The organism is Caulobacter sp. SRI_008 (assembly GCF_057586355.1).
On the sequence record NZ_JBYCZS010000006.1, the window covers coordinates 60942 to 83452 of the forward strand.

The 22511-nt window shown below is 68.1% G+C and carries 17 protein-coding genes; 10 read left to right on the plus strand and 7 right to left on the minus strand.

Annotated elements, in window-relative coordinates:
- Positions 1–15: 15 nt before the first annotated feature.
- The 4 genes from AC2YHT_RS07250 to AC2YHT_RS07265 all read right to left on the minus strand — a co-directional run bounded on the left by AC2YHT_RS07250 (position 16) and on the right by AC2YHT_RS07265 (position 2573).
- Entirely contained in the window at positions 16–249 is a 234-nt protein-coding gene (locus AC2YHT_RS07250; RefSeq protein WP_487288898.1) for a hypothetical protein, read from the minus strand.
- Between the two features lie 167 nt (positions 250–416).
- The gene (fsa, locus tag AC2YHT_RS07255) at positions 417–1070 is read right to left on the minus strand and encodes a fructose-6-phosphate aldolase (protein WP_110118941.1); all 654 of its coding nucleotides are present in this window, start codon (positions 1068–1070) and stop codon (positions 417–419) included.
- A 73-nt stretch (positions 1071–1143) separates the two neighbouring features.
- Positions 1144–2022: a dTDP-4-dehydrorhamnose reductase gene (gene rfbD / locus AC2YHT_RS07260; protein WP_487288899.1), complete on the minus strand. Its 879-nt coding sequence runs from the start codon at positions 2020–2022 to the stop codon at positions 1144–1146.
- Positions 2019–2573, minus strand: a complete 555-nt coding sequence (locus AC2YHT_RS07265; protein WP_487288900.1) for a D-glycero-alpha-D-manno-heptose-1,7-bisphosphate 7-phosphatase — start codon at positions 2571–2573, stop codon at positions 2019–2021. Before AC2YHT_RS07265 ends, rfbD begins: the two co-directional genes overlap by 4 nt.
- Before the next feature lie 98 nt (positions 2574–2671).
- On the opposite strand from AC2YHT_RS07265, the gene AC2YHT_RS07270 reads away from it, so the two are divergent.
- Positions 2672–3838, plus strand: coding sequence for an AGE family epimerase/isomerase (locus AC2YHT_RS07270; protein WP_487288902.1), 1167 nt, complete (start codon positions 2672–2674; stop codon positions 3836–3838).
- On the opposite strand, the gene AC2YHT_RS07275 is transcribed toward AC2YHT_RS07270, so the two are convergent.
- Both AC2YHT_RS07275 and AC2YHT_RS07280 read right to left on the minus strand, forming a co-directional pair.
- Positions 3822–5141 carry a mannose-1-phosphate guanylyltransferase/mannose-6-phosphate isomerase gene (locus tag AC2YHT_RS07275; protein ID WP_487288903.1) on the minus strand — a complete coding sequence of 440 codons (1320 nt, stop codon included), beginning with the start codon at positions 5139–5141 and terminating at the stop codon, positions 3822–3824. The two genes, AC2YHT_RS07270 and AC2YHT_RS07275, sit on opposite strands and share 17 nt — an antisense overlap.
- 160 nt (positions 5142–5301) lie before the next feature.
- Entirely contained in the window at positions 5302–7338 is a 2037-nt protein-coding gene (locus AC2YHT_RS07280; RefSeq protein WP_487288904.1) for an NAD(+) synthase, read from the minus strand.
- Between the two features lie 201 nt (positions 7339–7539).
- Between AC2YHT_RS07280 and tkt the strand changes: the two genes are divergently transcribed.
- The 3 genes from tkt to AC2YHT_RS07295 all read left to right on the plus strand — a co-directional run bounded on the left by tkt (position 7540) and on the right by AC2YHT_RS07295 (position 11743).
- Positions 7540–9498 (plus strand): transketolase, encoded by a 1959-nt coding sequence (gene tkt, locus AC2YHT_RS07285; protein WP_487288906.1) that lies wholly within the window; start codon positions 7540–7542, stop codon positions 9496–9498.
- A gap of 89 nt (positions 9499–9587) precedes the next feature.
- The gene (locus AC2YHT_RS07290; protein WP_487288907.1) at positions 9588–10781 is read left to right on the plus strand and encodes an HAD-IIIA family hydrolase; all 1194 of its coding nucleotides are present in this window, start codon (positions 9588–9590) and stop codon (positions 10779–10781) included.
- Positions 10782–10984: 203 nt separating this feature from the next.
- On the plus strand, positions 10985–11743 hold the full coding sequence (locus AC2YHT_RS07295) for an FkbM family methyltransferase (RefSeq protein WP_487288908.1): 759 nt from the start codon (positions 10985–10987) through the stop codon (positions 11741–11743).
- A 9-nt stretch (positions 11744–11752) separates the two neighbouring features.
- Here AC2YHT_RS07295 and AC2YHT_RS07300 read toward each other — a convergent pair whose 3' ends face one another.
- Positions 11753–12913 carry an AGE family epimerase/isomerase gene (locus tag AC2YHT_RS07300; protein WP_487288909.1) on the minus strand — a complete coding sequence of 387 codons (1161 nt, stop codon included), beginning with the start codon at positions 12911–12913 and terminating at the stop codon, positions 11753–11755.
- 209 nt (positions 12914–13122) lie between these two features.
- Between AC2YHT_RS07300 and AC2YHT_RS07305 the strand changes: the two genes are divergently transcribed.
- From AC2YHT_RS07305 to AC2YHT_RS07330, 6 genes are all read left to right on the plus strand, one after another.
- On the plus strand, positions 13123–14136 hold the full coding sequence (locus AC2YHT_RS07305; protein ID WP_487288910.1) for a GHMP family kinase ATP-binding protein: 1014 nt from the start codon (positions 13123–13125) through the stop codon (positions 14134–14136).
- A gap of 3 nt (positions 14137–14139) precedes the next feature.
- Positions 14140–16119, plus strand: a complete 1980-nt coding sequence (locus AC2YHT_RS07310; RefSeq protein WP_487288911.1) for a glycosyltransferase — start codon at positions 14140–14142, stop codon at positions 16117–16119.
- 246 nt (positions 16120–16365) lie between these two features.
- Positions 16366–18372, plus strand: a complete 2007-nt coding sequence (locus tag AC2YHT_RS07315; RefSeq protein ID WP_487288912.1) for a GSCFA domain-containing protein — start codon at positions 16366–16368, stop codon at positions 18370–18372.
- Between the two features lie 165 nt (positions 18373–18537).
- A complete protein-coding gene (locus tag AC2YHT_RS07320; RefSeq protein ID WP_487288913.1) occupies positions 18538–19659 on the plus strand; it encodes a glycosyltransferase family protein in 1122 nt (373 codons plus the stop codon).
- 16 nt (positions 19660–19675) lie between these two features.
- A complete protein-coding gene (locus AC2YHT_RS07325) occupies positions 19676–20746 on the plus strand; it encodes a hypothetical protein (RefSeq protein WP_487288914.1) in 1071 nt (356 codons plus the stop codon).
- Positions 20743–22434, plus strand: coding sequence for a glycosyltransferase (locus tag AC2YHT_RS07330; RefSeq protein ID WP_487288915.1), 1692 nt, complete (start codon positions 20743–20745; stop codon positions 22432–22434). The genes AC2YHT_RS07325 and AC2YHT_RS07330 overlap by 4 nt, the downstream gene beginning before the upstream one ends.
- The last annotated feature ends 77 nt before the right edge of the window (positions 22435–22511 follow it).

A 22511-nucleotide genomic window follows, 5' to 3' on the forward strand; every position in this document is an offset into this window, starting at 1 on the left:
CTTCAGGCTCCAGCTTCAGGCCCCACTGGAGGCCAGCCGGTCCATGCGCCATTCGAGGGCGAACTTGCGGCCGACGCCGGCGTCCTCGAACACCACCTTGCGGCGCTCGCCCTCGAGCTCGGGCGCGTTGTGGATCATCACGAAGGGAAAGCCGTTGCTGGCCAGGAAGCTCTGCACGAAGCGGGAGAACCGCACGGCTTCCTCGGCGGAGGCCAGGCAGATGTCGACGGCGATATCGGCGGCTTTCATGGGCGCGCTCCTCGTGTGAGGTTTCCCGACCCTAACGCACGAGTTCGCGTTTGCGAACCACCTTCGCAGTTGCAAAAAAGAACGGCCCCGGACGAATCCAGGGCCGCGCCTTGTGAAATAAGGGTTTTTGACCCTTAAGAAATCGCTGTCCTACAGGATCGCCCCAACTACAGGATGGATTGGCCGGTGCCGGCCCAGTCCTTCAGGAACTGTTCCAGGCCCTTGTCGGTCAGCGGATGCTTGAAGAGGTCGGCGAACACCGCCGGCGGGATGGTGACGACGTCGGCGCCGACGATCGCGGCTTCCTTGACGTGGGCGACGTTGCGCACCGAGGCGGCCAGGATCTCGGTCTCGTAGCCGTAGTTGTCGTAGATCGTGCGGATGTCGCGGATCAGGTCCATGCCGTCGAAGCCGTAGTCGTCCAGGCGGCCGATGAACGGCGAGACGTAGGTCGCGCCGGCCTTGGCGGCCAGCAGGGCCTGGGTCGGCGAGAAGCACAGGGTGACGTTGGTGTTGACGCCTTCGTTGGCGAAGTGGTTGCAGGCGATCAGGCCGTCGCGGGTCAGCGGCAGCTTGATGACCACGTTCGGCGCGATGCCGGCCAGCTTCGTGCCTTCGGCGATCATGGCGTCGGCGGTGGTGGCGGCCACTTCGGCGCTGATCGGGCCGGGGACGAGGTCGCAGATCTCGGCGATCACCTCGAGCATCGGGCGGCCGGCCTTGGCGATCAGGGTCGGGTTGGTGGTGACGCCGTCGACGAGGCCGGTGGCGGCGGCGTCGGCGATGACCTTGGTGTCGGTGCTGTCGAGGAAGATCTGCATGGCTCTGCGCGGGTCTTTTTCGTGGAGGGGGTTGCGGTCGGTTTAGCCGCTCGGGGCGGTCCGCGCCAGGATTTCAGACGCCCTGGTCGAGGATCTGGTCGGCCGCGCGCGCCACCGCCGGCGCCCACGGTTCCGCACGCCAGCCGAACACCGTCGCCACCTTGCCGCTGTCGAGCACGCCGTTCAGCGGACGCGCCGCGGGTTCCGGGAAATCGGCCTTGGCGACCGGGAGCACCCGCGCTCGCATGGCCGGATCGCGCGCCAGGGCGGCGAGCGCCATGTCGTGACGAGAGGTCGCTTCGCCGTTGTTGAAGTGGAAGAGGCCGAAAACAGGATCGCCGGCCCCGGCGGTCGCCCACCGGGGCGCGGCGCCAAGCACGAAGTCGGCCAGGGCGACCGCGTCCGTCGGGCAGCCGTACTGGTCGGCGACCAGCCGCAGTTCGTCGCGCGTGCGTCCAAGCTGCAGCATGGTGCGCAGGAAGTTGCGGCCATACCGGGAGAACACCCACGAGATGCGCAGCACGACGCCCTTTTCCCAGGCCAGGACCGGGGTCTCGCCGTCCAGCTTGGTGCGGCCATAGACCGAAAGCGGGTTGGGCCGGTCGTCCTCGCGATAAGGGCGGCCCAGCGTTCCGTCGAACACGCAGTCGGTGGACAGGTGCACGAGCGGCAGGCCCCGCGCCGCGCAGGCCCGCGCCATGGCGGCCGGCGCCAGGGCGTTGACGGCCCGCGCGGCCTTCGGCTCGCTCTCGGCCTTGTCGACCTGGGTGAAGCCGGCGCAGTTGAGGACGAGGTCGCAGTCGGCGCCGGCGATCGCGCGCTGGACGGCCGGCAGGTCCGTCAGATCGACGTCCTGCCGGGACAGGGCCCGAAGCTGCGCGCGGCCGGCGGCCGTGGCGATCATCGCCTGGGCCGTCTGGCCGGTCGCGCCGAACTGCAGGATGCGGATCACGCCGCCGGCCCGCCCCCGACCGGCGTGGGGAAGCGTGACCCCAGCCGCGCTTTCAGAAAGGCCAGCAGGTCTCCACCCGAGAACAGGAAGCCCTCCATGCCGGCCCGGCGGGCCGCCTCGACGTCGCTGCCGTTGTCGCCCGCCAGCACGCAGTCCTCCGCCGACAGGCCGTTCTCGGCCAGACCGCGCAGGATCATGCCGGGATTGGGTTTGCGGTCGGGATGGTCGTCGCAGCGATAGGCCGCGACGACCGCGTCCTCGTGGAATGGGCAGTGGTAGAAGGCGGTGATTTCTCCGCCCAGGCCGGCCAGCTCCCCCTGCATGTGGGCGTGCAGGGCGTGGACGGCGTCCTCGCCGTAATAGCCGCGGGCGACGCCGGACTGGTTGGTGACCACGATGCAGCGCACCCCCGCCGCGGTCAGGGCCGCGATCGCCTCGCGCGCGCCCGGGATCCATTGCAGGTCGGCCGGGTCTTGGACATAGCCGTGATCGACGTTGAGGACGCCGTCGCGGTCGAAAAAGACGGCCTTCAGGGGTCTGGGATCAAGCATCGCATCACGCCATTACGCGACGGCCCCACCCGTCACAAGCCGAGGGTTGCGCGGCGGCCGGCGGCCGCTAGAAACGCTCGATCCCATTGGAGAACCGCATGACCGTTCCGGCCCGCATCGTCCGTCTTCGCGACCAGCTCAAGGCCTGGGCGCTGAACGACGCCTTCCCCTTGTGGTGGAACGTCGGCGCGGATCACGAGAAGGGCGGCTTCTTCGAGAAGATCGACCAGGACGGAACGCCGGTCGAGGCGCCGCGTCGCGCCCGGGTGCAGCCGCGCCAGATCTATTCCTACGCCGCCGCCGGCATGCTGGGCTGGGACGGCCCCTGGCGCGAGGCGCTGGAGCACGGGCTGGATTTCTACCTGGCGCGCTATCGCCGTCCGGACGGCTTCTTCCGAACGCTGGTGGCGTCGGACGGCGCGCCGCTGGACGACAAGGTCGACCTCTACGACCAGGCGTTCGGCCTGTTCGGCCTGGCCCTGGCCAGCCAGGCCCTGCCCGAGCGCGAGGACCTGCCGCGCATCGCCCTGGAACTGCGCGCGGCGCTTCACGCCCGGCTGAAGCATCCCGTGGCCGGTTTCGAGGAGAGCGTCCCGCGCACCCTGCCGCTGCTGTCCAACCCGCACATGCACATGTTCGAGGCCAGCCTGGCCTGGGTCGAGGCGGGCGGCGACGCCAATGCCGATGGGGGCTGGCGGTCCATGGCCGACGAGATCGCCGAACTGGCGCTCGCGAAGTTCATCGACCCGGTCAGCGGCGGCCTGCGCGAATACTATGACGGTGATTGGAACCCGGCCGAAGGCGTGGCTGGCCGCATCGTCGAGCCCGGCCACCAGTTCGAATGGGCCTGGCTGCTGCTGCGCTGGGGCGCGCTGGCGGGTCGCGAAGACGCCAAGGCCGCGGCCTTCCGACTGATCGAGATCGGCAAGGGGCCGGGCGTGGATCCGGCTCGCGGCGTGGCGATCTTCGCCCTGCTCGACGACATGAGCGTGCATGACGACGTCGCGCGCCTGTGGGCCCAGACCGAATGGATCAAGGCCGGCGCCTTGGCGGCCGAGGCCGCGGACGACGACGCCTGGCTGGAGGTGGCCGCCGACGGCGCCGAGGCCTTGCTGAAGTACCTGGACGTCGCGTCGCCCGGCTTGTGGCGCGACAAGTATCAGGCTGACGGGACCTTCGTGGACGAAGCGGCCCCGGCCAGTTCCTTCTATCACATCGTCTGCGCCATCCTCGAACTGGATCGGGTCGTCACGAAAAGGTCGTGACCAGCACCGTGGAGGGCTCGACGGCCGACAGGGTCTGTCCGGCGGCTTGAACGATGAAGTCGCCCTGGGCCACCCCGCGGTCGCGCGTGGCCAGCAGGCCGTGGAGCACCTGCACCTGGCCTTGGCGGACCTTGATCGTGGCGCCCGCCTGGAAGCGCCACATCTCGACCCGGGCCTGGGGGGACTGGATCAGCACGCGGCGCTCGATCCCGCCGGTCTCGGTCACGGGGTGGCGCTGGGCCAGGTCGCGGCCATTGGCCTTCAGCCGATCGACCAGGGTCTTGACGGCCTGGGCGTCGTCACGGCGGCAGACCAGCACCGCATCCGGTTCGGCCACGATCATCAGGTCCGACACGCCGATGGCGCCGACGAACGGGCCGGTCGACCGCGCCAGCACCCCGCGGGAGTCGATGAGGGTCACGTCGCCTTGGGCGGCGTTGCCGTGGCCGTCCTGCGGCGAGGCGCCCCAGATGGCGTCCCAGGCGCCCAGGTCCGACCAGGCGAAGACCGCCGGAACCACCGCGGCCTTGTCGGTGCGCTCCATGACGGCGTAGTCGAGCGACTTCTTGGACGCGCCGGCGAAGCTTTCGGCGTCCAGGTGCAGGCAGGCGCCGTCATCGCGGGCCTTGGCTACGCAGGCCCGCGCCGCCTCGGCGATGGTCGGCTCGAAGGTCTCCAGCTCCGACAACATGGTCGAGGCCTTGAAGGCGAAGTTGCCGCTGTTCCAGAGATAACCCTCGGAGACATAGACCTTGGCCAGGTCGAGATCCGGCTTCTCGACGAAGGCCGCCACCCTGAAGACGCCCTCGGCGTCGATGGCGGGACCAGGGCGGATGTAGCCGAAGCCGGTGGCCGGGCCGGTCGGGCGCACGCCGAAGGTGACGATGAAGCCCTGATCGGCCGCCTGGGCGGCGAGGCGCGCGGCGTCTTTGAACAGCTCGACCTCGCCGACATGGTGGTCGGCGGCGAGCATCAGGGCGACGGCCTCGGGATCGACGGCTTCGATATAGGCGGCCGCTGCCGCCACGGCCGGGGCGGAATCCCGCGCCTCGGGCTCGACCAGGACGACGATCGGCACGTTGATCTCGCTCGCCTGCTCACGAACGAAGCCGATCATCGCCGCGCCGGTGACGATGATGATCTCCTGGTCGGCGGCCAGGTCGCGCACGCGCAGCAGGGTTTCCTGAAAGCTGGAATGCGGGCCGAGCAACTTGAGGAACTGTTTGGGCCGGTCCAGACGCGAGGCGGGCCACAGGCGAGTACCGGAACCGCCGCACAGGATCACTGGATAAAGCTTCGTCACTTGGTCCTCGCGCCACGCGTCACCGTCGAAACACATACAGGAAGACGGTTTTCCCGTTATGGCGTTGGGCACTGTCAGCGCCGTACAGTCAACAGAAGAAAACCGTGTTCCCCGCCTCTTTAGGGCGGGATGGTGACGACTTGGCCTTTGGCGCGAAGATTTAGCTTGGCGTGTTCGCAGACAGCTCCGCCAGCCAGGCGCCGGCCCCAGCATCCGACGGCATCCGCCAATCGCCCCTGGGCGAAAGCGCGCCGCCAGACGAGATCTTCGGGCCGTTGGGCAGGGCCGAGCGCTTGAACTGGTTGTTGAAGAACCGGCGCAGGAAGAGCGCCAGCCATTTCTTGATCTCCGCCAGGTCGTAGGCCCGGCGCGCGGCCTCCGGCAAACCGACCGGCCAGGCGCCGTGCTTGGCGTCATGCCAGGCGCTCCAGGCCAGGAAGGCGATCTTCGACGGCGCCATGCCGTAGCGGGTCATGTAGTAGAGGTTGAAGTCCTGCAGGGCGTAGGGGCCCACGAAGCTCTCGGTGGCCTGCACCGCCTCGCCCGGCACCAGCTCCGGCGAGATCTCGGTGGCCAGGATGTCGTCGAGCAGGGCGGTGGTCGCCGCATCGACGTCGCCGGAGTGCGAGACGAAGCGGATCAGGTGCTGGATCAGCGTCTTGGGCACCCCGCTGTTGGGGTTGTAGTGGCTCATCTGGTCGCCGACGCCGTAGGTGCACCAGCCCAGGGCCAGTTCCGACAGGTCGCCGGTGCCCACCACCATGCCCTTGTGGTGGTTGGCCAGGCGGAACAGGTAGTCGGTGCGCAGGCCCGCCTGCACGTTCTCGAAGGTCACGTCGTAGACCGCCTCCCCCTTCGCGAAGGGGTGGTCCATGTCGGCCAGCATCTGCCGGGCGGCCGGGCGGATGTCGATCTCCTCGGCGGTCACGCCCATGGCCCGCATCAGCGCCCAGGCGTTGCTCTTGGTGCGGTCGGAGGTGGCGAAGCCGGGCAGGGTGTAGGCGCGGATGTCCGAGCGCGGCCGGCCCAGCTGGTCCATGGCCCTGGCGGCGACGATCAGGGCGTGGGTGGAGTCGAGGCCGCCCGAGATACCGATTACAAGGCTCTTCGATCCCGTCGCCTCGATGCGGCGGGCCAGGCCCTGAACCTGGATGTTGTAGGCCTCGTAGCAGTTCTCGCGCAGCTTGGCGGGATCCGACGGCGTGAACGGGAAGCGCTCGATCGCCCGCGCCAGGGAGAGATCACCGGCCGGCGGCTGGAAGTCGAACGGGATCACCCGGAACGGGACCTTGGGCGGGGCCAGGGCCATGGCGTCGCCGAAGCTGCCAACCCGCATGCGCTCCTGGCGGATGCGCATCACGTCGACGTCGGCGAAGGTCCAGGTCGGGCCGGTGGCGAAGCGTTCGGTTTCGGCCAGCAGGGCGCCCATCTCGTGGATGTCGAGGTGGCCGTCCCAGGCGACGTCGGTCGAGCTCTCGCCCGCCCCGGCCGCCGAATAGACATAGGCCGCGATCGCCCGGGCCGACTGGCTGGCGCACAGCAGGCGGCGGGCTTCCGACTTGCCGATGGTGATGTTGCTGGCCGACAGGTTCAGCAGGATCTCGGCTCCGGCCAGGGCCTGGGCGGTGCTGGGCGGATTGGGCGTCCAGACGTCCTCGCAGATCTCGATCCCCACCGTGAACGGGCTCTCGCCGCCGCTTCGCAGCAGCACGTCGGTTCCGAACGGGACGTCCTGACCGGCCAGGCGCAGGGTCCTGTCCGTCACCCCGGCGCCCGGCGTGAACCAGCGGCGCTCGTAGAACTCGCGATAGTTGGGCAGGAAGCTCTTGGGAACAACGCCCAGCACCCGCCCGCCCTGGATGGCGACGGCGGTGTTGTAGAGCCGGCCGGCGTCGCGCAGCGGCGCGCCGACCACGAACAGCGGGGCGAGGGTCTTGCTCTCTTCGGCCAAGGTGGCGATCGCCGCCTCGACGGCGTCCAGCAGCACGTCCTGCTGCAGCAGGTCGTCGATGGAATAGCCGGAGAGGCCCAGTTCCGGGAAGGCGATGACCGCCACGCCCTGGTCGTGGGCCTGGCGGACGAGGTCGAACACGCTCTGCGCGTTCACGGCCGGGTCGGCCAGCTTCACCTTGGGAACGGCCGCGGCGACCCGGACGAAGCCGTGGCGATAGGGCGAGAAGAACGACGGGCTACCCAAGAGGTCGACCTTTCGAGGTTATGCTGAAAATGAGCATAAGTCTGGATCCTGCTATAGCCGTTCCGCCGGCCGTTGCATAGCGGCCGCACTCCGAAGCGTTGCGTCCCGTTTGCTTGACCCTGGCGGCCTCGCATGTCACGTGCGGGCCGCGCAGGCGCCCCCCGCCGTCCACAGACATATAAAGCCGAAGAGCCAGAGCCCATGCCCGTCTCGCCGATCAAGATGGCCGACGCCATCCGCGTCCTTTCGATGGAGGCCGTGCACAAGGCCAAGTCGGGTCACCAGGGCATGCCGATGGGCATGGCCGACGTGGCCACCGTGCTGTTCAGCAAGTTCTTGAAGTTCGACGCCAGCAAGCCCGACTGGGCCGACCGCGATCGCTTCGTGCTGTCGGCCGGCCACGGCTCGATGCTGCTCTACTCCCTGCTCCACCTGACCGGCTACAAGGCCGTGACGATGAAGGAGATCGAGAACTTCCGTCAGTGGGGCTCGCTGACCCCGGGCCACCCCGAGGTGCACCACACCCCGGGCGTCGAGACCACCACCGGCCCGCTCGGCCAGGGCCTGGCCACCTCGGTCGGCATGGCGATGGCCGAAGCCCACCTTGCGGCCCGCTTCGGCAAGGATCTCGTCGATCACCGCACCTGGGTGATCGCCGGCGACGGCTGCCTGATGGAAGGCGTCAGCCATGAAGCCATCAGCCTGGCCGGCCGCCTGAAGCTGTCCAAGCTGACCGTGCTGTTCGACGACAACAACACCACCATCGACGGCGTGGCCACCATCTCCGAGACCGGCGACCAGGTCGCCCGCTTCAAGGCCGCCGGCTGGGCCGTGAAGGTCGTCGACGGCCACGACCACGGCAAGATCGCCGCCGCCCTGCGCTGGGCGACCAAGCAGGACCGTCCGACCATGATCGCGTGCAAGACGCTGATCTCGAAGGGCGCCGGTCCGAAGGAAGGCGACCCCCACAGCCACGGCTACACCCTGTTCGACAGCGAGATCGTCGCCGCCCGCGCCGCCATGGGCTGGGACGCCGCGCCGTTCACCGTGCCGGACGACATCGCCAAGGCCTGGAAGAGCGTCGGCCGCCGCGGCGCCCGCGTCCGCAAGGCCTGGGAAGCCGCCGTCGCCGCCTCGGACAAGGGCGCCGAACTGACCCGCGCCGTGAAGGGCCAACTGCCGGCGAACGCCTTCGAGAAGCTGGAAGCTCACATCGCCGCCGCCGTCGAGAACAAGCCCGTCAACGCCACCCGCGTCCACTCGGGCTCGGCCCTGGACCAGCTGATCCCGGCCATCCCGGAAATGATCGGCGGCTCGGCCGACCTGACCGGCTCGAACAACACCCTGGTCAAGGGCATGGGCGCCTATGACACGCCCGACTACGCTGGCCGCTACGTCCACTACGGCGTGCGCGAGTTCGGCATGGCCGCGGCGATGAACGGCATGGCCCTGCACGGCGGCGTGATCCCGTACTCGGGCACCTTCCTGGCCTTCGCCGACTACAGCCGCGCGGCGATCCGTCTGGGCGCCCTGATGCAGGCCAAGGTCATCCACGTGATGACCCACGACTCCATCGGCCTGGGCGAAGACGGCCCGACCCACCAGCCGGTCGAGCAGGTGGCCTCCCTGCGCGCCATCCCCAACCTCCTGGTCTTCCGTCCGGCCGACGCCGTGGAAGCCGCCGAGGCCTGGCAGGTGGCCCTGCAGCAGAACACCACCCCGTCGGTGATGTGCCTGTCGCGCCAGAAGACCCCGCACGTGCGCACCTCGGCTGGTGAGAACCAGGTCGCCAAGGGCGCCTACGAGCTGATCGCCGCCGACGGCGAAGCGGCCGTGACGATCTTCGCCACCGGCACCGAGGTCGGCCTGGCCGTCGCCGCCCGCGAGATCCTGCAAGGCCAGGGCAAGCCGACCCGCGTGGTCTCGGTTCCGTGCTGGGAGCTGTTCGACCAGCAACCGGCCGCCTACCGCAAGGCCGTGATCGGCGACGCGCCGGTGCGCGTGGCTGTCGAGGCCGGCATCCGCCAGGGCTGGGAGCGCTTCATCGGCGAGGACGGCAAGTTCGTCGGCATGACGGGCTTCGGCGCCTCGGCCCCGTTCGAGCGTCTCTACAAGGAGTTCGGCATCACCGCCGAAGCCGTGGCCGCCGCCGCGGGCTGACGCCGTTCCATAAACCCCGGATCGCGCGTACGGGGCGCGCGATCCGGGGTCTCTTCGTTGGAGCCCCCGCGCCTACGACGAGAGAACGCATGACCCAGACCATCCATCAGGCCGTCGTCCTCGTCGGCGGACTGGGCACCCGGTTGGGCGCCCTGACCCGGGAAACCCCCAAGCCCCTGCTCGAGGTCGGGGGAAAGCCCTTTCTCGCGCGCCTGATCGACGAACTGCGCCGCCAGGGGGTGAGGGACATCCTGCTGCTGGCCGGCTTCCGCGCCGAAAAGCTGGAGGCGCTGGCCGGGCCCGACGTGCGGGTGCTGGTCGAGCCGGAGCCGCTGGGCACGGGCGGCGCCCTGCGCTTCGCGGCGGACCATCTGGCCGAGCGCTTCTTCTTCCTCAACGGCGACTCTCTCTTCGACGTCAATCTGTGGGATCTCGCCCTGGCGGCGGGACGGTCGGAAGCCTGCCTGGCCCTTCGGCCGGTGCCCGACGTGTCGCGGTTCGGTCCCGCGCGCATCGAGGGCGACCGCATCGTCCACTTCGCCGAGCGGCCCACGACCAGCGGCCCGGGCCTGATCAACGGCGGCGTCGGCGTGCTGAGCCGGGAGATCCTGGCCCGGATCCCCGCCGAGGGCGCGGTGTCGATCGAGCGCGAGGTCTATCCGGCCATGGCGGCCGAAGGCGTGCTGAGGGGGCGGGTCTACGACCGGCCGTTCATCGACATCGGCGTTCCGGAGGACTTCGATCGCGCCCAGACGGCCGTGCCGGCGATGCAGCGGCGCGGCGCGGTGATCTTCGATCGTGACGGCGTGCTCAACCACGACATCGGCTATGCGCACCGTCCCGAGCAGATCGACTGGGTGCCGGGCGCCATCGCGGCGGTCAAGGCGGTCAACGACGCGGGGCTCTTCGCCTTCGTCGCGACCAACCAGGCCGGCGTCGCGCACGGCTATTACGACGAGGCCGCCGTGCACGAGCTGCACGGCTGGATGAATGCGGTGCTGCGCCTGCACGGCGCCCAGATCGACGCTTTCGCCCATTCGCCCTATCACCCAAAGGGCCGCGTCGAGGGCTATGCGCGGGCTTCGGACTGCCGCAAGCCCGAGCCCGGCATGATCCTGAAGCTGCTGGGCGCGTTCGACGTCGACGCCGGCCGGACGGTGATGATCGGCGACCGCGAGACCGACGTCCAGGCGGCCGCCGCGGCGGGCGTTCCCGGGGTGCTGTACGAGGGCGGCAATCTCAAGGACGTGCTCGCCCCGCACCTGGCCGCGCTGAAGGCCTAGGCCGGATCGGCATTCCGGCGCTTGCGGCCGTTTTTGACCGAGCATCGCCGCGAAGGCGGGATCCGGGCCGCAGTTCAGGAGAAGGGCGGCCGCACCCATAAGGCAAGTGCTCGCCCCGCCGCTCGACCATGAGTCATTGTCGGGCGTTGACGACGAGGCTAGGGTCGGGTCATCCGAACCAGTCGGTCAATGCGCGAGGCGATATGGATCTGAAGAAGATCATCGACGGCTTCTCCGACGCGCAGCTGCATCTGCTCACCGAGTATCTGACGGCGGAGACGGCCAAGCAGGTCGTCGCCGCGGGCGACACGGTCTTGGATCTGGGCGCCAACGTTGGTTATCATACCAACCTGTTTTCCGAGCTGGTTGGAGAGGCGGGCAAGGTCCAGGCCTTCGAGCCCAACCCCGCTCTCTGGCCGCTGCTGCACCGCTGGCCGAACGTTCGCCTGTGGCCCGTGGCCGTGGGGGCCGAACTGGGCCTGGCGACCCTGCACGTGCCGGTCGGTCCCCGGCTGGATCAGGTCGCGTCGCTGGTCGAGACGGCCATGTTCGGCGCGACCGAGCCTCACACCGTACCGGTCGTGGCGATCGATCTGCTGCCCGAGATCGTGACCGCCAGTTTCGTGAAGATCGACGTCGAACGCTACGAGCTGCAGGCGCTCAAGGGCATGATGGGCCTGATCGAGCGCTGCGCGCCGGTGATCGTCTACGAGGGCCACACCTCGGAGATCGTCAACCTGCTGTCGAGCGCGGGCTATGTGATGCACCAGCTGGCCGGCGACCTCTATGCGAGCGACCGCTGCCCGGTGTCCAACTGGGTGGCCTGCCGTCCCGAGCATCGCGACCGCGCATTGCTGCCGGCCAAGCTGATCGCCGACATGGTCGACGGGCTGGTCGAGCGCGAGCCGCCTTCGCGGCTTTCGCGATGGCGCTCGGCGCTCACGGGCCGTGGTTCGACCTGACGGGCCGCCTCAGGCGACCTTGACGCCCGCGGCCTCCAGCTGCGGGCGCAGGCGCAGCAACTCTGTGAAGGCCAGCAGCAGGTGATAGAAGGTGGTCGACGGGATCTTGTCGACGGCGGGCCGGCCGTCGGCGTCCAGCTGGTCGATCCAGGCGCCGCGCGGCGCTGGGGCGAGGTAGCGGTCGAGCAGGTTATCGACGCAGGTCGCGATCCTGTCGCTCCGGTCCAGCGAGAAGCGTTCGAACATCGCCAGGTTCGACTTCAGCGCCTCGGTCTGGGGCCAGGAGCGGCTGCGCGCCGAGACGACGGCGCCGTCGACGTCGATCTGATCGACGGTCAGGCCGTTGGCGGCGACGCCGTGCGCCTCCGCGAAGCCGTCGAGCCGCCGCATCTGGGCCGACTGGTCGGCGCCGAACGTCGTCTGGGCGTGATGCAGGATCCAGACCCACTCCATCTGGTGGCCGGGCTCGACCAGGGCGCCCTGGGGGCCGGCCATCGGCGACCAGTCGGGCTGGAAGAACTCGCGCAGGGCGCCGGTCGAGGGATCGAGGATCCGGCTGTTGAACAGGTCGCTGATCCGCAGGCCCAGTTCGAAGAAGCGCTGGTGGCGGGTCGCCTGCGCCAGTTCGATCGCCGCCTCGATCAGGTGCATGTGCGGGTTCTGCTGCCGAGGCCCGGCGTCGCCCTCCTCGGCCAGCCAGCCCAGCCCGTTGGGGTGGGCCAGGATGCGATCCAGAGCGTCGACGGTCGCCAGGGCGCTGTCCAGAACCTCGGCGTCGGGGCTCAGGCGATAGCGCCAGGCGTGGGCGAACAGCACGAAGGCCATGTCGTAGGCGTCGCACGTGGCGTCCAGCGTCGCGCCGTCCGGAGCCACCCGCCGCAGCCATGCGCCGTCGGCGCGGCGGCCGCGGGCGGTCAGGAAGCGCCAGCCGTGGTCGGCGACGTCGGCCGCGTCGGCCGACAGGCCCAGCAGCGCGGCGTGCGAAAAGCAGTAGACCTGCCGCGCCTGGGCGCGGATACGCTTGAAGGGCGCGCCGCCGTCGTCGCCGGCCAGGGTGAGGTGCTCGACGAAGCCGCCGCGGGCGCGATCGACCCCGTTCTGCGTCCAAAACGGCAGGGCGTCTCGTTGAATCCAACGGTGGACGTCGTCGAATCTGATCGTGCGAATCATGTTTTTCGAGATGCTCCGGGAGCGCGACCAGGACAAGTGGAATATGACTTTCTCGCCTCCGACGCGAGGTCGTTGACACCGCAGTCGGCTTGGATCAAATCGGCACAAGCGCTAGGGGTGGCGAGATTTCTGATGGGGCGCGACGTGCGCCCAAGAGGGGGGCTATGAGCGCGAATCCGAGTGGCCGTCCTGTTCGGGCGCGGGCCCCTTTGCGGCTTGGCATCGCCGGCGGCGGCACCGATCTCTCTCCATTCTGCGACGAGTTCGGCGGCGCGGTGCTGAATGTGACGATCGACCGGCACGCCTTCGCCTTCCTGACGCCGCGCGACGACGGCGCGGTGGTGTTCGAGGCGCTGGACATCGGCAAGATCGAAACCTTCGACGCCGAGCAGGCCCTGGTCGAGCCGGCCGCGCTGGTGCTGCACCAGGGCGTCTATCGGCGCATCGTTCGCGACTATCTCGGCGGCCGGCCGCTGCCGGTTTCGGTCCGCAGCACGGTGGACGCGCCCGCCGGATCGGGGCTGGGCTCTTCGTCGGCGCTGGTCGTGGCGCTGGTCGAGGCGTTCCGCACCTATCTCGACCTGCCGCTGGGCCGCTACGAGATCGCGCACCTGGCCTGGGACATCGAGCGCAACGACCTGAAGCTGGCCGGCGGACGCCAGGACCAGTATGCGGCGGCCTTCGGCGGCGTGAACTACATCGAGTTCCTGTCCCAGGACCGCGTGATCGTGAATCCGCTGCGCCTGAGCACCGGCGCTCAGGAAGAAGTCGAGGCCTCGCTGGCGATCTGCTTCACCGGCCAGTCGCGCGCCTCGCACGACATCATCGTCCAGCAGACCAGCGCCATGACTAACCAGAGCGACGCCAGCGCCGCGGCGATGACCGCGATGCACCAGCTGAAGGCGGACGCCCAGGAGATGAAGGGCTTCTTCCTGCGGGGCGACGTCCAGGGCATGGGCCGCGTGCTGGGCCGGTCCTGGGAAGCCAAGAAGAAGACGGCCTCGGGCGTCTCCAATCCGCTCATCGAGCGGCTTTACGACGTGGCTATGTCCCACGGCGCCCTGGCCGGCAAGGTGTCGGGCGCGGGCGGCGGCGGCTTCATGATGTTCCTCGTGCCGCCGGAGGCGCGTCGCCGCCTGATCGTGGCCCTGGAGAACGAGGGCGGACACGCCGATGTCGTCGGCTTCACCGGCGCCGGCGTCACGTCGTGGATGGCGACCTGAGCCATGATGACCGGTAGCGCGCAAACGTCCGCGAAGGCGTTCGAGGCCCAGGCGCAGCCGGCGCCCGACGTCGTCGCGCTCGTATGGGTGAGCGGGCCGGCGCGCGCCTGGCAGGAAACGCTGCAGACGCTGTCGGCGTCCGGCAGCGTTTCCGCGGTTCGCGTGGCGACCGACGCGACCGCCTTCCAGCGCCTGTCCATGGCCGGGCCGCTGGTGACGCGCACCGCCGCGAGCTCTCCGAGCGAGGCCGTCGGCGAGTTGCTGGCCGAGGGCTTCGACCAGATCCTGGTCGTGACCGCGCCGATCGCCGCGCCGCGCGGAATGCTGTCGCGAGCCTCGCGCTGGTTGGCTGGCGACCTGCGCCTGGCGACGGTGTCGTTCCTGTCCAACAGCGCCGGCCATCTCAGCCTGCCCCACCGTAACACCCCGGTGCCGTACGGCATCCAGGGGCACGACGAAAACACCCTGACCGACGCGCTGCGGACCAAGCAGCCCGACTCCGGACCCGTGCCGATCACCGTCCCGGCCGGCGCGGCCGTGCTGCTGTCGGGTCTGGTTCTGCGCCACGCGGGCGGCCTGGCCGGGTCGGCTGGCGCCGACGCGGCCATGGCGGTCGCCGAATTCGCGGTGACGGCGGCGGCCGAAGGCTTTTCCAACTGCCTCGACGCCGGAACCTATATCGCCCAACCCTGGGAATGGGCCGAGCGGCCGCCCGCCTCTGGCCTGTCGCCGGACCAGCTCCGGGCGCTGTCGGACAGGCAGGCGTCGTTCGCCGACATGTACGCGGACGATCGCTCGTCGCTGGTGGCGCCGGTCTCGCAGGCGCTCGACCTGGCGCGCGCCAAGGCCGAGGGGCTTCGCATCCTCATCGACGGATCGTGCCTGGGTCCGCAGGAGATGGGGACGCAGCTGCTGGTCATGGCCCTGACCAAGGCGCTGGCGCGCCGGCACGACGTGCGAGCCGTCTGCCTGGCGGTTCCGGATCCCAACAACCTGCCGCCCTATGTCCAGGACGTGCGCATGCTGTCCAAGATCGGCCTGGTGCCGTCGGACGTCATGCAGTTCCCCGGCGCCCACAACATGGACGTCATCCACCGGCCCTATCAGCCCGACCATCCGATCCCCTGGGATCGGTGGAAGGCGGTCGGCAAGCGCAGCCTGGTCACCATCCAGGACCTGATCGCCTATCGGAACGGGGCCTATTTCATGTCGCCGCACGAGTGGCTGGGCTATCGCGCCAACCTGGCGGCCCAGGTCTCGCAGGCGGACGGCGTGGCCAGCATCAGCTACGACGTCGTCGATTCCATCCGCGAAGAGCGGCTCAAGGTGTCCGACGACCGTCTCTTCGTCATCGAGAACGGCATCGACTATCGCGACCCGGGCGGCCTCAAGCGGCCGCCGCCGGCGGTGGTCGAGCGCGGCTGGGAAGAGGCGCCGTTCTTCTTCGTGCTGGGCGCGACCTATTCCCACAAGAACCGCGACCTTGCGATCAAGGTCTGGCAGGGGCTCAGGAGGCGGGGCCATCCGCACAAGCTGATCCTGGCCGGCGCGAACGTGCCGCGCGGATCGACCCGTTACGAAGAGGCCCGCCTGCTGGCCGGCGAAGCCGACGTGCTCAAGCTGCCCGACATCTCGGGCCCGGAGCGCGACTGGCTCATGACCAAGACCAGCCTGGTCATGTATCCGACCTCGGCCGAAGGGTTCGGGCAGCTGCCGTTCGAGGCCGCGCGCTTCGACGTGCCCGCCCTCTACGTGGCCTTCGGGCCGCTGGCCGAGCTGATCGACGATCCCGACGCGCCGCGGACCTACGACATCGAGGCCCTGGTCGAGCGCGGCGATCGGCTGATCAGCGATCCTGACCTCGCCCGCCAGGCCGTGCAGCGCACGTTGGGCAAGCTCGACGACCTGACCTGGGACGGCACCGCCGCCAAGTCGGTCGAGGCCTATTTCAGCCTGCTGAGCAAGATTCCGAACCCGGGCTGAGGCCGGTTCAGGCGCGCCGAAAAGGCGGCCGGAGCGGTTCTGGAAGGTTTCGGCTCGCCGTGACTTGATCGCGGCGGCGGCCCCGTGCACGATTGCTTGTCAGCCCAGGGTTGTGTTCGGTCGTTTCCGAATCTTCGAAACAGGGGGCGGTCGGCTCGAAACCGGGCTTGTGGCGTTCCTTGTTCTTCAGCGTAGCCTTCGGGCGGCGCCGAGGCCTGGACGTAAGTCACGAGGAGCTTCCGCCGCATGACCGCCATCCTTGTCGCAGGGAATTGTCAGGCTCAGGTCGTCGCCGCCTGGCTGCGCCTCATGGCGCCGAGCGTGCCCGTGCACGAGATAGACTACGGCAAGCTGATCCAGGACGGGGTCGACCTGTCGCCCCCCGAGGGCGATATCACCCACGTCTTCGCGGCCCAGGGCGGAACGTTCGACTACTTCAACCAGCCCGGCCGCCTGCCCGGCAGGCCGGTCGAGGTGCGGCCCTATCCGGCCGTGTTCTTCTCGGGCTACCACCCCGACACCGTCTATCCCGACCCCGATCCCGATCCCAAAGCGGTCCGCGCCCTGTCGCCGACCGGCACCAACCATTCGGCCCTGGCGGTGTTCGGGTGGATGAAAGGCTATACCGTCGAAGACACGGTGAAGCTGTTCAACGCCCGGGTCTTCGAGCACCTGGGCTATTTCGACCATTTCGACATGGCCCGCAGGATGCTGCTGGAGCATGGCCAGAGCTGCGGCATTGCGCTGGAAGAGGCCTTCCCCACCTGGCTGGCCGAGACACCCTTCCTTCATACGCCCAACCACCCCAAGCCGAAGATGCTGCGGGCGCTGGCGGAGGGTCTGGCGCGGCAGATCGGTATCGATCCCGCCCTGCCGGACGGCGCCGCCGTGCCCGATCCGTTCGAGCGCCTCATCGGCTGGCCGCTCTATCCGGGCCTGGCCGAGCGGTTCGGCATGCAGGGCGACTATTCGTTCCGGCTGGTTCGTCCGCAGGGGTCCGCCGAGCCGGCCCGGCGTCTGGGGCTGGAGGCCTATGTGGCCGAGAGCTTCGAGATCTATGAGCAGTCGGCGGGGGCCGGGCTGGTTTTCGGCCGGCTGGCCGACCCCCGCTACAACGACGTCGCCGCCCTGACGTTCGGCGAGCGCCCGCTCCGGCCGCGTTCCGGCCAGGCGGCGACCGCCAACCCGTATCGGAACCTTTCCGACAGCCATTTCTGGAGCCGCAGCGTCGCGCGGCCCGAACCGTCGGCGGTCGATCCGACCTCGGACGTTTCGCTGCGGCTGACGCCCGCGACGCGGATCGCCACGGCCGGCAGCTGCTTCGCCCAGCACATCGCCGCCAATCTGAAGCGCCGCGGCTACACCTACATGGTGACCGATACGATCCGGCCTGGAGACGTTCGCGCCGAGGTCTACCAGAACGCCAGCCAGTTCAGCGCCCGATACGGCAACATCTATTCCTCGCGGCAGCTGATCCAGCTGTTCCAACGCGCCTATGGCGAGTTCAAGCCGGTGCAGGACGTCTGGCTCAACGCCGACGGGCGCTTCATCGACGCCCTGCGCCCGCAGATCGTCGAGGGCGGCTTCCTGACCGAGGAAGAGCTTCTGGACGATCGGGAACGCCATTTCGCGGCGGTCCGCACGATGTTCGAGACGCTGGAGGTGATGGTGTTCACCCTGGGCCTCACCGAGATCTGGCGCTCGAAGGCCGACGGCCTGGCCACGCCCGTGGCGCCCGGCGTCTTGGTCGGGCCCGAATACCAGGAGGGATACGAGTTCCATAATCTGGAGGTCGACGAGGTGGCGTCCGACCTGGCCGCCTTCGTCGCCGCGCTCGAACGGGTCAATCCGAAGGCGCAGATCATCCTGACGGTCTCTCCGGTGCCGCTGATCGCCACCTATACCGACAGCCACGTCCTGGCCGCCACGACCTACAGCAAGTCGGTGCTGAGGGTCGCCGCAGAGCAGTGCGCGCGCCGCAATGGCCAGGTGCACTACTTCCCCTCCTACGAGATCATCACCGCGCCCTCGAGCGGCGGGCTCTATTTCGAAAGCGACCTGCGCAACGTGAAGCCCGAGGGCGTGGAGCACGTGATGGGCGTGTTCTTCCGGCGATACGCGGGCGAGGGCGGGAGCCCCGAGGCGCCGGCGGGCGTCGCGCCCGCGGCGCGGAGCAGCGAAGAGGCGTTGCGGGGCGAAATGCGCGCCGGAACGCAGATAATCTGCGACGAATTGCTAAACGAAGGCGGCTGACCGGCGCTATGCGACCAGCAAACGGGGGCGAGGGTTGACGTGGCCCCCTCTACTCTTTAGCGTGGAAATCCTAAAGGTTGTTGCTGTAAAGCTGTTGGGGCCTCTCGTCGATCCATAGTGTTGGCAGGTGGTCTATGTTTGCGCGCGTAAGAATTGCCGAGAAATATGGATTCCTTGCTACCAAGATCTGTTGTTCGGGTGATGCCCGAGAATGGCAATAAGTTTATCGTTATTGTCACGGATCAGTACGACCCGACTCAAGAGATTTCCTTCTACCGGCCGTCGCGGTATGTGTTGAAGGATTATGGCCTTGGGCTTCTGATTTTTAGCCACAACGACCTTCTTCGGATTTTCTCGAACATCAGTTCTAGCGCTCGCGTGCGCGAGATGGACCGGATAACCAAAGACATTGAAATCGCTTCAATCGTCTTCAGCCGTTATACCGGAAGTTATTGGTCGGATATTTTGAAGTTCGCGCGCGTACGGTCGGTTCCGACGCGTGTGTTCCTGGACGACAATCTTCTCGAGGTGCCCGACATTCTGGGGGGGAACGCCGCGGCGATCTACAACCAGCCCGATCGGCGCGAGGCGATGCTGACCACCCTGGCTGAATGCGATTGCGTGGTGGCCTCCACCTCGGCGCTGCGGCGGCAGCTGTCGGCCTATCCGCACCGGGACATCACTCACACGCCGATCTATTGCTCGACGACCATGGGCGAGATCACGCCCTGGCCGGAGCCGGACGGCATGGTGCGGATCGGCTACATGGCCAGTCGCTGGCACCAGCACGATCTCGACTTCATCAGCGAAGCGATCGACAGCGCCCTGACCTACAACGCCAATGCGACCTTCACCGTCTTCGGTTTCGACTGGAGCGAAAATCCGGTCGCCAAGAAGTACGGCTCGCGCGTGAGGTCGCTCACGCCGTCGGCGGGTAGCTACATGGGCTTCCGGCAGAAGCTGAACGGACTGCACTGGGACATCGGCTTGGCCCCCCTGCGGCCGATCGCCTACAATCAGTGCAAGGCCAACACCAAGTGGGTGGAATACACCTGCGCGGGCATCAGCACGATCGCGGCCAAGTTCTATCCGTATCAGGATCTGCCCGAGAGCGCCGTCACCTTCTGCGAGACCGACGACGTCGAGGAGTGGGCGGCTTCGCTCGATCGCCTGATCAACGACGTAAAAGCCAAGAACGATCTGCGCGCGAACGCGCAAGAACTGGCTCGAACGACGTTCAGCATTTACGAGCACGCTCAACAGTCCATCCAAATTTTCACAGCTTAATTCAGAAGAACATATCGTGGCATCTCTGATCGTAACCCCTTCTCGGGGCGGCCATGGGCAGGTTCTTGAACTTGTTCGGCGCTACCCGCACGAGCAATTCTATCAGATCTCGGGCTATTACCATGATCTGCACCGGGCGGCGGCGACCGCGCTCGGCAATCTCGTGCTTCTCGACGACATTCGGGAGGTTCTTATCAACACGCCGAAGTTCGATCGCATGATCACCTTCGGCGCCGGCGACCACCCCGCCCACCAGCTGTCGTTCTCGTTGTCGATGGTGTTCCGCAAGCTCGGCAAGCCGCGCTTCGACGTGCAGCACGGCCTGATCCTGTCCGGCTACAACGAGTTCATCGACGGCAAGATCGTCGACGCGACGATCTTCACCGACAAGGCCATCTCGATGGCGGCGTTCGGCCCGGTGCTGCCGTTCCGCAAGACCTTCGAAGAGAAGCGGGCCGAGGCGCGGAACTATCAGATCGGCATCTCCAGCAATCTTCACTGGCATGTCTACGACGGCAAGGAGCGGGCGAACTTCCTGCGGTCGGTGGCGACGCTGGCCAGCGAGTTCCCCGAATACGAGTTCGTCTGGCGGCCCCACCCGGCCGAATACAAGTTCCACGCCGAGGCCCGCCACTTCCTGCCCTTCGACTCGCTGGGCATCGTGAAGTCCAACCTCAGGATCTTGTCGTTTGACGAAATCTCGGCCCAGCCGGTCGAGGACTTCCTGGACGGTGTGGACGCGGTGTTCTCGTCGGTGTCCACGGCCATGCTGGACGCCGAGCAGGCGGGGGTGCCTTGCGTCACCCATCATAGCCGCCGCCTGGCGCGCAGCGTCGACGGCTTCGCCCAATGCGCCCTGTCGCGCGGCCCCCTCCAGGCCGTAGCCCTGATGCGGCGCGCCCTGAGCGGGGATCCGACGGCGCGCTTCGAAAGCGGCCTGCCCAAGCAGTTCGACACCGTCGGCTTCGCCGCGGCCGTGGGCCTCTCGGCGCCTGGCTCCAAGACGACCGCGCCGCCCCGCCAAGGCCAGGAAGACGAAGTCCTGACCGCATTTCAAATCTATTCTTCTCTGGCTAGCGTCCAATGACCGAACTTCGCGGCGATCTTTCCAGCATCGACAAGAAGGTTCTTGTCGGTTGGGCGAACTTCAGCGGCGACGAAACGCCGACGGTCTTCCTGACGATCGGCGGCGCGCCGCACGGCGCCTATCCGGCGACCCTGGTGGGCGAGCCCGAGGGCGTCTCGGGCGTCAAGAACTACAATTGGCGCATCCCCATCCCCGACAGCGTCCGGCGCGACGCCGTGCATGACTTCGTCCTGGAGATCCGGGCCGATGGCGCCGAGCCCGTGCACATTCAGCGCCACGTGCTGGTCGAGCGCAAGCCGGCCGCCGCGGTCGTCGACCACGTGCGCACCGATCACGTCTACGGCTGGGTCAAGCCGCGGTCGACCAACCATCGCGCCGTGGTCGGCCTGTGGGACGGTGCTCGCCTGGTGTCGCGCCAACTGGCCTGCGGCTATCGCGGCGAAGTGGCCGACGCCGGCTATGGCGACGGCCGGTTCGGCTTCGCGGTTCCGCTGCCGCTCCGCAACCGCCTGGCTCCCACGGAGCTGCAGCTGGTCACCATCGAGGGACCCTATGTCCGTCGACTGGACGCCATCTTCTTCGGCCGCGCCGGCATCCGCGCCCTGATCGTCACCGACACCAAGGACACCAACAACGCCTCGCGGCACTATCGCGCCGCCCTGCATTCCAACGTCCTCTGGAAGTCCGGCGCCGAGGTGGTGATCATGGACAAGTCCGAGATCAAGCCGGACTCGTTCGACAACTTCCACATCATCGTCCTGCAGCGCGCTCCGGCCACGGGCGACATCGTCAACGCGATCCTGCGGGCCCGCGTCAACCGCTCGATGATCCTCTACGAGACCGACGACCTGAACACCTTCCCCGACCTGGTCGAGGAGATGGGCTCGATCCGTTCGGGCTTCCGCCGGGCGACCGATCCGGCCTTCGTCGCGGAACTGAGCGGGCGCATGGTGTCCGCCAACCTGGCCGACGCGGTGATCACCTCGAACGGCTTCATGGAAAAGATCTATCGGACCCACGGGTTCAAGACGATCAACGCGCCGTTCCGGATGGACGAGGAAGACATCGGCATCCGCCGTCGCCAGCCCGTCGACAAGGAGCATTGGCGCCTGCTGTACATGTCCGGCAGTCCGACCCACGGCAAGGACTTCAAGGTCGTCAAGGAAGCGCTGGCGCGCTTCGTCAACGAGCGCGAGGACGTCACCCTGACCGTGCTCGGCGACGTCAACATCAAGGACTTCCGCGGCTTCGACCGCGTGCGGTTCAAGGGGCGCCTGCCCTACAAGGAAATGCTGAAGGTGATCGACGAGCACGACTGCGTCGTCGCCCCGTTCGAACGCAGCACGTTCAACTACGGCAAGTCCTGCACGAAGTTCATGGAAGCCGGCGCCCGCGGCGTGCCGGTGATCGTCAGCCACATCCCCGACTATGTCCCGCACGTGAAGCGCTCGGGTTTCGGTGCGATCGTGCGCGAGGGCGGTGACTGGTACGGCGCCCTGCAGGCTGCCTACGATCGGCGGGTGTCGGACTACGACCGCAGCGGCGAGCTGTGCCGCTATGTCCGCGAGACGTTCTCGAGCATGCGGGCGGGCAACGTGCTGTTCGACGACATCCTCGACATGTACGGCCGCACGGTGTGCCACGCGCCGGATCCGGGCACGGTGTGGAAAGAGGTCTCGGTGGCCTGAGGGTCCGGTCATCGGTTTCTGGCCGCCAGAAACCGATGACGTCTTCCACGAAGGCCCACGACGCGTCGGGCGGCGAG

Excerpts from the sequence above, each read along its gene's own strand:
- AC2YHT_RS07265 (WP_487288900.1), bottom strand. The coding sequence starts at position 2,573 with ATGCTTGATCCCAGACCCCTGAAGGCCGTCTTTTTCGACCGCGACGGC.
- fsa (WP_110118941.1), bottom strand. The coding sequence starts at position 1,070 with ATGCAGATCTTCCTCGACAGCACCGACACCAAGGTCATCGCCGACGCC.
- AC2YHT_RS07295 (WP_487288908.1), top strand. The coding sequence starts at position 10,985 with ATGGATCTGAAGAAGATCATCGACGGCTTCTCCGACGCGCAGCTGCAT.
- AC2YHT_RS07270 (WP_487288902.1), top strand. The coding sequence starts at position 2,672 with ATGACCGTTCCGGCCCGCATCGTCCGTCTTCGCGACCAGCTCAAGGCC.
- AC2YHT_RS07310 (WP_487288911.1), top strand. The coding sequence starts at position 14,140 with ATGATGACCGGTAGCGCGCAAACGTCCGCGAAGGCGTTCGAGGCCCAG.
- AC2YHT_RS07290 (WP_487288907.1), top strand. The coding sequence starts at position 9,588 with ATGACCCAGACCATCCATCAGGCCGTCGTCCTCGTCGGCGGACTGGGC.
- tkt (WP_487288906.1), top strand. The coding sequence starts at position 7,540 with ATGCCCGTCTCGCCGATCAAGATGGCCGACGCCATCCGCGTCCTTTCG.
- AC2YHT_RS07250 (WP_487288898.1), bottom strand. The coding sequence starts at position 249 with ATGAAAGCCGCCGATATCGCCGTCGACATCTGCCTGGCCTCCGCCGAG.
- AC2YHT_RS07330 (WP_487288915.1), top strand. The coding sequence starts at position 20,743 with ATGACCGAACTTCGCGGCGATCTTTCCAGCATCGACAAGAAGGTTCTT.
- AC2YHT_RS07320 (WP_487288913.1), top strand. The coding sequence starts at position 18,538 with ATGGATTCCTTGCTACCAAGATCTGTTGTTCGGGTGATGCCCGAGAAT.
- AC2YHT_RS07315 (WP_487288912.1), top strand. The coding sequence starts at position 16,366 with ATGACCGCCATCCTTGTCGCAGGGAATTGTCAGGCTCAGGTCGTCGCC.
- AC2YHT_RS07300 (WP_487288909.1), bottom strand. The coding sequence starts at position 12,913 with ATGATTCGCACGATCAGATTCGACGACGTCCACCGTTGGATTCAACGA.